Source organism: Nitrosomonas sp. GH22, assembly GCF_009833115.1.
Taxonomy (GTDB): domain Bacteria; phylum Pseudomonadota; class Gammaproteobacteria; order Burkholderiales; family Nitrosomonadaceae; genus Nitrosomonas; species Nitrosomonas eutropha.
Window position 1 is genome coordinate 34,463 of the sequence record NZ_QRCA01000033.1, and the last position, 9,244, is coordinate 43,706.

Below are 9,244 nucleotides of genomic sequence, written 5' to 3' on the forward strand. Positions count from 1 at the left end.
ATTACACATGAGTATCGAGATACGCAATCTTTCCAGGCAATTTGGCTCTTTTGTTGCCCTGCATAATATTAATTTACAAGTTAATCCAGGCGAACTGCTCGCCCTGCTTGGCCCTTCCGGTTCTGGTAAAACCACGTTGCTGCGCATTATTGCTGGCCTGGAAACTGCTGATTCCGGGCAGGTGTTATTCAACCAGGAAGATTCAACTACCAAACATGTCCGTGACCGCCATGTTGGTTTTGTTTTTCAGCACTATGCGCTGTTTCGTAATATGACCATTTTCGAGAATGTGGCATTTGGCCTGCGTGTGCGCCCCCGAAAAGAGCGTCCCAACACCCGAGAAATCAATCGTCGCGTGACCGAGCTACTGCAACTGGTGCAACTCGACTGGCTGGCAGACCGTTATCCACACCAACTTTCCGGAGGCCAGCGCCAGCGCATCGCACTGGCACGGGCACTGGCGGTCGAACCCAGCGTTTTATTACTGGACGAGCCTTTCGGCGCGCTGGATGCCAAGGTGCGTAAAGAATTGCGTGCCTGGCTGCGCAAACTGCACAACGACATGCACATTACCAGTGTCTTCGTTACACATGATCAGGAAGAAGCACTGGAAGTGGCAGACCGGATCGTCATCATGAACCGGGGGCGTATCGAACAAATCGGCACCCCTGATGAAGTTTATGAAAAACCAGCCAATCCATTCGTGTATGAATTCCTGGGCCACGTCAATCTTTTCCATGGCCGTGTACACCATGGTCAGGCATGGATCAGCGGCTTGAAAATCGATGTGCCCGAACATGCTGCAGCAGAAGATCTCAACGCCATTGCTTATGTTCGCCCCCATGATATTGAGGTGAGCCGGGCCATAAACGGTGAATCCGCACTGGCAGTACATGTTGTTCACATTCTCTCAATTGGCCCGGTAGTACGACTGGAACTGATGTATGGAGATAATCCGACCCAGCACACCATTCACGCCGCAATCAGCAAGGAACATTTTCGTGAATTACAGCTGGTAAAAGGAGATCAGGTTTTTATCAAGCCCCGTCGTCTCGCCTTGTTCCCAAACCATGATCAGGAACAGCTGATTTATTAATAGGGTAACGGTATTCTTTAAATGCTCTTTATTGAAAATCAGCCTTGATTGCCCTGATTATCGCTCGAGTTATAACCGCTTGTATCAGCAGGCCAGGCAGAAAATGGAAATGGACGCCGCTCGCTATTGAAGGTCAGAAACAAACTGATCTGATAGTCATACATTGCCAGTTGACGGCCCAGCTTAAGCAGCTGAGTATTGGTTTGTCCGGCCAACAGGGTTGAGACTGTCTGGAATACCGCTAGCAGCATAATCAGAAATTTTACTCCTCCCTGGACGAAAAAAAACAACAGCATAAAAAGTACCCGGGTCCAGGTTTCAGTATTTTGCAAACGTTGTTTTACTTCATCATTCATGGAGAAAATACCAGTGAAATAAGGTTGATAATCAGCGAGTTCTCCCTGTTCTTTTCTGCAAAATTTTGAGCATTTCCTGCAAAAAATGAATCGACCAGGTAACGCCGAACCCGGTAACATCCGTACTGACCGCGCCCAATCCATCCTGATGACGGGAAGCAGAAAGATCCATATGCAACCAGGGAATATCATTCACAAAATGTCGCAGGAAACAGGCGGCAAGAATATGGTCTGCCTCACTTTCTATGGAGCACTGCTTGATGTCGGCAATTTTGCTTTCGAGATCAGCTTCATAATCATTGTCCACCGGAAACACGCATACCCGTTCGCCACTTGTTCTGCCCACTGCCACCGCATTTTGCGCCAGATAATCACGGTTGGTAAAAACACCGCTGTAGCGAGTGCCCAGTGCGGTAATCAGGCTGCCTGTCAACGTAGCATAGTCGATAATCAGATCAGGTTTTTCTCTGGCAGCAAGTGTCAGCGTATCCGCCAGTACCAGTCGCCCTTCCGCATCCGTATGAACGACTTCTACCGTCATACCATTCAGAGCAGTAATCACATCATTTTGCTTGAACGCATCGGGGCTCACGTGGTTCTGGGCAATAGCAAGCCAGCAATCTATGTTGATTGGCAGATCGGCCCGGGTTGCAGCCAGAAGTGCCCCAAGCGCTACCGCTGAACCATTCATATCCTCATGCATGCCATACATATAGCGCGCCGATTTAAGATTATGTCCGCCTGTATCAAAGCAGATACCCTTTCCCACCAGGGCGATTGTTCTGTTAGTTTCACTGTTTTTTGCCGTTCTACGTAAATAAACAATTGCCGCATCATCCGTCAAGCTGCCCTGCGCGACGGCTGTAAATGCACCTGCCCCCATCTCGCGCAACCGGGATAATTCATATTCCTGGTATTGCCAGTTTTCACTGGCAGCCAGCTTTTTTATTTGTTCACGGTAAGTCTTGGGAGTCAGCTCGTTGGGAGGCAGGATAGTCAATCCTCTGGCAAGAAAATTTCCCTCTGCCTGTGCGCACTGTATGGCAAATCCAGTGGAATCAGCCGCGCCATGCAAATAAATTCTCTCCAGTGGCTTGTCATCCGCCTTACGCTGTTTACGTATCGGTAGTATTGCCCCGTTAATCCAGGCGATATAAACTGCGAGTTCGGCCAGATGTCGTCTTTGTGTCTCATCTCCATAAACAGCCAGATGAATTTCAACCGGGTTCTCATTCAGCAGCAGTTGCATTGCCTTGCGAATTCCGGTTTGTTGTTCAAATACCGATTTGCCGGTATCCACCATCGTCCAGGCATAAAGCGCACCACTCTGCAGGTTGACAGATAACGGTGTTTCCGCCAACCGGCCTGGCGATGCGCCTTGCCGCTGCAGTAAATCATTGAGCACCTGCTCAGCAGGCAATGGGTATTTCCCGGGTATTTTCTCTGTCTTGGGAAAGATGATCAGTAAGTGAGAAGCCTGAGTCGATTCGTCAAAAGTATCGTCGTTTTGAGTAAGAGTTGCGAGCATTATTTTTTTAAGTAAACTGGCTTTAAAAAAGCCACCTGTACTATTCAATTGATATAGCGCTCTATTATATCTGCTTGATTCATACTTTCAGGATTATTCATGCATCCATACCTTGATCTAATGCGACATGTGTTGCAATACGGTCATAAAAAAACTGATCGCACCGGTACCGGGACACTTTCCATCTTCGGTTATCAGATGCGTTTTGATCTGCAACAGGGGTTCCCGTTGGTAACAACCAAGCAATGCCATGTCAAATCGATCATCCACGAATTGCTGTGGTTTCTGCGCGGCGATACCAATATTGACTATCTGAAGAAAAATGGTATTTCCATCTGGAATGAATGGGCAGATAAAAGCGGGGAGCTGGGACCGGTTTATGGCCACCAGTGGCGTTCCTGGACTGTTTCCGGTGACAAATCCATCGATCAGATTGCGCAAGTAATCCAGCAAATCAAAGCAACACCGGATTCACGCCGGATGATTATTTCTGCTTGGAACGTGGGAGATCTCGACAAAATGGCACTCGCTCCCTGCCATGTCCTGTTTCAGTTTTATGTGGTGGATGGCAAGCTCTCCTGCCAACTTTATCAGCGCAGCGCGGATATTTTCCTGGGTGTTCCATTCAACATTGCTTCCTATTCGTTGCTGACACTAATGATCGCGCAGTGCTGCAATCTCAAGCCTGGTGAATTCATCCATACATTTGGAGATGCACACCTGTATCTGAATCACCTTGAACAAGCTCGCCTGCAACTGACTCGTGAACCAAAATCCCTTCCCATAATGGAGCTGAATCCGGCAATCAGAAATATTCTTGATTTCAGGTACGAGGATTTCACCTTACATAATTATGATCCACATCCGCCCATCAAGGCGCCTGTTGCCGTATGACTATACTGCAACCTGCCACCTCCCGGCTTGCCATTCTAGCTGCCATATCAGCCAACCGAGTGATCGGATTGAATAATTCATTACCTTGGCACTTACCAGCAGATCTGAAGCATTTTAAACAGCTAACCACCGGTCATATCGTTGTGATGGGGCGTCGTACATTTGATTCCATTGGCAAACCTCTGCCTGACCGCACCAATGTTGTGCTCTCTCGTCAGCATGTTCTTGATGTACCAGGAATTATCACGGCACACTCGATTCAGGAAGTGCTGGATCACTTTGCCAATGATGACAGGCAGATTTTTGTCATTGGAGGTGCTGAGCTATACCGACAAACACTACCACTGTGTCAGCGCCTGTACCTGACCGAGATTCAGGAGGATTTTGAAGGCGATACTTTTTTCCCGGAGTACGATCACGATGACTGGCAGGAAATTTCTCGCGAAATCCACCATGAAACAGGAGGTAGTGGCCTGGAATACCACTTTGTGATGCTGGATCACAAGCTGCCAGATTCTGGTGGCTGAACAACATAACCTGGCCTACCTGCTGAAGAACTCTACTGCGCTTGCTCCTCACCCCCGGAAACGAGTGATTCAGCTTCTATTCGAGCACGCCACTTTTTCACCCAGCCACCCAGTTCTTCAGCTGGCATAGGCTGCGCAATAAAGTTGCCTTGCGCCAGATCACAGCCGGTCTGGCGCAGTAATTCCCAGTCTTCACGACTCTCCACCCCCTCGGCGACTACTTCCATATTTAACTGCTTCGCCAATGCCAGACTGGCATCATAAATTGCACGCAGCGTTACATCCTTGGAAGCGTGATGCACAAACCCTTGATCAATCTTGAGTTCATCAAACGGAATATCCCGCAACTGTGTCAGTGAAGAATGTCCCGTACCAAAATCATCAATAGACAAATGAAAACGTTTCAGGCGCAAGCGGGTTAGAATTTCCAACGGAACCCGTTCATCTCCCATCAACTGACTTTCAGTAATCTCCAACACTATTCTATTGGGAGGAATCTCAGTCTCGGCAGCCAACCTAACTACTGTATCTTGAAAATCAAGGGATGTCAGGTTGTCCATTGACACATTGACGGCCACTTTTAGATCACAACCCAGCTTCTGCCATATTCCCGCCTGAGCAAAAGCCTGCTCGAGTACCGTTTGAGTGAGGTGATTAATCAGGCCATATTTTTCCGCAGCACCAATAAACTGATTGGGATAAATCACTCCGTCCACGGGATGATGCCAGCGCACCAGTGTTTCAACTCCAACTATTTCCCCGGTCTCTACTCGGACTTTTGGCTGGTAATAGTTGACCAGCTCTCCGGAATTAAGCGCATTTTTAATTGCTTCCACATCATAGGTTTTGGGGACGGCTCCCTTCTCACTCTGTCCGGATAACGACGAAGCCAGCTTCATCAATTGCATTCGTAGCGCCTCAGGCTGTACCGGTTTTTGCAAGTAACCCAGAATGGGAATCTTGTGTGCCTGTACCAGTTTTTCCGTCGTTTTGAGCATGCGCTCATCCTCACCACTGACAAGAATCAAGCTGCCAGTAAATTTTCGTTCAACCAGATAGCGCACAAATTCAATACCATCCATACCGGGCATGTTGAGATCCAACAAAATCAGATCAGGCCGGGTAGTAGCATCATCCAGCAACTTCAATGCATCCACACCGTTTTCGCAACAATCAACAGACGGAAATCCCAGATTGATCAACATACGCGCCAACAACTTCAGTATGAACGGATCATCATCCAGGATCAGGATTCTGGTTGTAGATATATCAGTCATCATCGCCTTTATCAATTATCTGTGTACAAATTTCAGCAACCTGACAAAAGCATAGCACGCCGAAATAATCCCGGACGGAGTTAAATAAAATTTCTCATCATAATAGGCAGGTAATTCTTCCTTTGTTTGCTAACTAAGAGCGACTTCAAGCACAGCAGAATACCAAAAACCTGATCTCTAAAAACCATTCCAGGAATCTGAAAGATATGAATACTGGAAAAAATACGACTTTTCTAGCTCATGTCCGTCATGATAAAGAAAATCTCTGGCATGAACACGCCCTGGATGAACACTTGCGTGAAGTCGGTCGCCGTGCAGGTGAAGCAGCCAATGCTTTTGGTAGCGCCGACTGGGCCAGGCTGGCGGGAATTTGGCACGATTTGGGGAAATACAGCAATGAATTTCAACGATACATCAAAAATGCAAGCGGCTACGAAGCTGCCGAAGCACATATTGAAGGTGCACCGAGCCGTGTGGATCACTCCACTGCCGGAGCTATTCACGCAATACGTCAGCTGGGTAAATCTGGTCGCATTCTGGCTTATCTGATTGCAGGTCATCACGCTGGCCTGCCGGACTGGTCCGCTTCGGAAACCGGCGGCAAGTCGCTTTCCGTACGTTTGAACCCGGAACATGACTATCTGCTCGATCGTATCCCGCCCCAAGCTGTTCCCGCAGATATTTTTGATCAAACCCTACCGACCACCAAACCTAAAGGGGGCACGAAAGGATTGCATCTTTGGTTGCGCATGCTGTTTTCGTGTTTAACCGATGCTGATTTTCTCGATACCGAGGCTTTCATGGATGGCAGCAAAGCCGCCGTCCGCAAAGGTTATCGCGATTTGGCCGACTTGCTGGAAACATTTGATAACTACATGATGAGTAAAGCCAAAACTGATACACCGGTTAATGTCATCCGTACCGCTATCCTGAACCAATGCCGGAAAAAAGCGCAGCTTGCACCGGGAATGTTTTCCCTGACGGTACCGACAGGAGGAGGAAAAACCCTGTCCGGAACAGCCTTCGCATTAGAGCATGCGATATGGCACCAGAAGCGGCGCATTATCTATGTCATTCCGTACACCAGCATCATCGAGCAGACTGCCACTATTTTTCGCGATGTTTTTGGTGACAACATCGTTGAACATCACGCCAATCTCGATCCCGACAAGGAAGATGCCTGCTCCAGGCTGGCAACGGAAAACTGGGATGCACCGATCATCGTCACCACCAATGTCCAGTTTTTTGAATCCCTGTTTGCTGCCCGCACCAGCCGCTGCCGCAAGCTGCACAACATCGTTAATAGTGTCGTCGTGCTGGACGAAGCACAATTGCTGCCACCAGAATTCTTGCAGCCAATCGCTGACATCATGAATCTGCTGGCAGCTCATTACGGCGTGACATTCGTACTTTCCACTGCTACCCAACCGGCATTGGATTCTTTTCAATCTTTCGGTGAACAGCCTTTTCGCGGACTGGATAATGTGCGCGAGATCATGGATGACCCGGACAGCCTGTACCGGAAACGGGTTGAAGTCACAGTTCCCGATGATCTGACAACGCCTGACAACTGGCAAAGTATCGCCAATGCACTGCAAAAACACTCAACCGCACTTTGCATTGTCAATCGCCGCGACGATGCACGTGAACTGTACCGATTGATGCCGGAAGGAACCATACATTTATCGGCACTGATGTGCGGAGAACACCGCAACCACGTCATCGCTGACATCAGGGCAAAATTGAAGAATAACCAGTCTGTTCACGTGATCAGCACGCAACTGGTAGAAGCCGGCGTGGATTTTGATTTTCCGGTAGTGTATCGCGCACTGGCCGGGCTGGATTCAATTGCGCAGGCTGCCGGGCGCTGCAACCGGGAGGGTAAACTTTACACACCGGGGAAAGTAGTGGTTTTCGTCCCCCCCAAACCTGCGCCTCCCGGCTTGTTGCGCCAGGCTGCACAGATCTCGGTCAGTCTGTTATCCGGCAATAAAAATGATGTGCTGGAACGCGGACTTGCCAAGCGGTTCTTCGAACATCTTTACGTGCTCCTTCACTCGACAAATATGGCATCCATGATTTGCTTACACGCGATGCCGGCGATGGTGTAATTCAGTTCCGCACCGCAGCAGCCAGATTCCACCTGATAGATGACAGTGCTTACCAAACCATACTGGTGCGCTATGACAACAATGATGCGCTGCTCGGCCAACTGAAAAAGGAAGGGCCACACCGCTGGTTGATGCGCAAGCTGCAGCGTTACTCGGTCAATCTGCCCAGGCATGTATTCGCACAGCTTGAAGCAAAGGGCGACGTATATCAGATATGGCCCGGCATTTACGCGCAGACAAGTGCAGCACTTTACAACGATAAGCTCGGCGTGGTGTTCGACAGCAACATCACGCCGGATAGCCTGGTGATTTGAAAAAGGATAGAAAACATGAAAACCTATTGTCTGGAAGTATCGGGTGATTTCGCCTGCTTCACTCGGCCGGAAATGAAAGTCGAACGTGTCAGCTATGACGTGATGACTCCTTCTGCCGCACACGCTGTGTTTGAAGCCATTCTGTGGAAACCTGCCATTCAGTGGCATATCACCAAAATAGAAGTGCTAAATCCGATTAAATGGATCAATCTGCGGCGCAATGAAGTCGGGGCGGTTATATCAACGCGCAATGTACAGACTGCTATGAACAGTGGTAGCGGCGACCTTGGCCTGCACATTGAGAATGAACGCCAGCAACGTGCTGGGTTATTCCTGCGCGATGTTGCTTATCGTATTCATGCACACTTCGAAATGCGCGATGCCTCACGGCACAAGCATCACTATCCGCATCTGGTGAAACATTCCATCAATGATGCGGAAGAACGGCAAGCGGCTGGCATAGTCAATACCGCGGCAAAATTTCTCGCCATGTTCGAACGTCGCGCTGCCAAAGGACAATGCGTAAACCAGCCTTATCTGGGTTGTCGCGAATTTTCTGCCAGCTTCAGGCTGATCGAGGATATTTCTGCCGAGCCCTCGCCAATTACCGAAACCCGTGATCTGGGCTGGATGCTGTACGACCTGGATTATTCCAACTCCGCCAGCCCCGATCCGCGCTTCTTCCGGGCTGAAATGAAAAATGGTGTGCTGGATTTGAACAACGTGGAGGTGTGAGGATGATTTTGCAAGCGCTATGTAAATACTACGAACGCAAGCCGGACTTACCTCGCCCTGGTTTTGAAATCAAACCCATGTTTAGTCCCACGGTGTGCCGGTGTAACATATAACCAGCTACGGAGGGATGATTTATGGGACAGATATTACACGGAAGCGCCCGCACGACAGCGGCGGTGCGTCGAGCGATACAAAATAGTCAAGAGAGTCTGAATGTTCTGGCCAAGCGGCATGGGATTAATCCAAAAACGGTAGCGAAGTGGCGGAAGCGGGAATTCACCCACGATGCACCGATGGGCCCCAAAGAGTCGCACTCGACTGTTTTAAGTCTGGAAGAAGAAGCCGCTGTTGTGGCGTTTCGCAAACATACGCTTCTACCGCTGGATGATTGTCTATATGCCTTGCA

The 9,244-nt window shown here is 49.1% G+C and carries 10 protein-coding genes; 7 read left to right on the plus strand and 3 right to left on the minus strand.

All coding sequences use genetic code 11. The features are described 5' to 3' along the window. Positions 1 to 7: 7 nt before the first annotated feature. A complete protein-coding gene (locus ABF86_RS10255; RefSeq protein WP_011634104.1) occupies positions 8 to 1,096 on the plus strand; it encodes a sulfate ABC transporter ATP-binding protein in 1,089 nt (362 codons plus the stop codon). Between the two features lie 38 nt (positions 1,097 to 1,134). On the opposite strand, the gene ABF86_RS10260 is transcribed toward ABF86_RS10255, so the two are convergent. After that, entirely contained in the window at positions 1,135 to 1,452 is a 318-nt protein-coding gene (locus tag ABF86_RS10260; RefSeq protein WP_011634103.1) for a DUF4389 domain-containing protein, read from the minus strand. A 31-nt stretch (positions 1,453 to 1,483) separates the two neighbouring features. Continuing rightward, positions 1,484 to 2,980: a leucyl aminopeptidase family protein gene (locus ABF86_RS10265; protein WP_011634102.1), complete on the minus strand. Its 1,497-nt coding sequence runs from the start codon at positions 2,978 to 2,980 to the stop codon at positions 1,484 to 1,486. Between the two features lie 99 nt (positions 2,981 to 3,079). On the opposite strand from ABF86_RS10265, the gene ABF86_RS10270 reads away from it, so the two are divergent. Then, complete coding sequence (locus ABF86_RS10270) at positions 3,080 to 3,874, plus strand: thymidylate synthase (RefSeq protein ID WP_011634101.1); 795 nt, start codon at positions 3,080 to 3,082, stop codon at positions 3,872 to 3,874. Next, the gene (locus ABF86_RS10275; RefSeq protein WP_011634100.1) at positions 3,871 to 4,401 is read left to right on the plus strand and encodes a dihydrofolate reductase; all 531 of its coding nucleotides are present in this window, start codon (positions 3,871 to 3,873) and stop codon (positions 4,399 to 4,401) included. The genes ABF86_RS10270 and ABF86_RS10275 overlap by 4 nt, the downstream gene beginning before the upstream one ends. Before the next feature lie 32 nt (positions 4,402 to 4,433). Here ABF86_RS10275 and ABF86_RS10280 read toward each other — a convergent pair whose 3' ends face one another. Continuing rightward, complete coding sequence (locus ABF86_RS10280; protein WP_110332583.1) at positions 4,434 to 5,681, minus strand: EAL domain-containing response regulator; 1,248 nt, start codon at positions 5,679 to 5,681, stop codon at positions 4,434 to 4,436. A gap of 203 nt (positions 5,682 to 5,884) precedes the next feature. Here ABF86_RS10280 and cas3 point away from each other — a divergent pair, with 203 nt between their 5' ends. The 4 genes from cas3 to ABF86_RS10295 all read left to right on the plus strand — a co-directional run. After that, the gene (cas3, locus tag ABF86_RS10285; RefSeq protein ID WP_204987594.1) at positions 5,885 to 7,789 is read left to right on the plus strand and encodes a CRISPR-associated helicase Cas3'; all 1,905 of its coding nucleotides are present in this window, start codon (positions 5,885 to 5,887) and stop codon (positions 7,787 to 7,789) included. Next, the gene (locus ABF86_RS12590; protein ID WP_204987595.1) at positions 7,759 to 8,103 is read left to right on the plus strand and encodes a hypothetical protein; all 345 of its coding nucleotides are present in this window, start codon (positions 7,759 to 7,761) and stop codon (positions 8,101 to 8,103) included. The genes cas3 and ABF86_RS12590 overlap by 31 nt, the downstream gene beginning before the upstream one ends. A gap of 15 nt (positions 8,104 to 8,118) precedes the next feature. After that, positions 8,119 to 8,838: a type I-C CRISPR-associated protein Cas5c gene (cas5c, locus tag ABF86_RS10290; protein ID WP_074710198.1), complete on the plus strand. Its 720-nt coding sequence runs from the start codon at positions 8,119 to 8,121 to the stop codon at positions 8,836 to 8,838. A 134-nt stretch (positions 8,839 to 8,972) separates the two neighbouring features. After that, positions 8,973 to 9,244 (plus strand): helix-turn-helix domain-containing protein (locus ABF86_RS10295; RefSeq protein WP_160803584.1); only part of this gene is annotated, 272 nt, incomplete at its 3' end.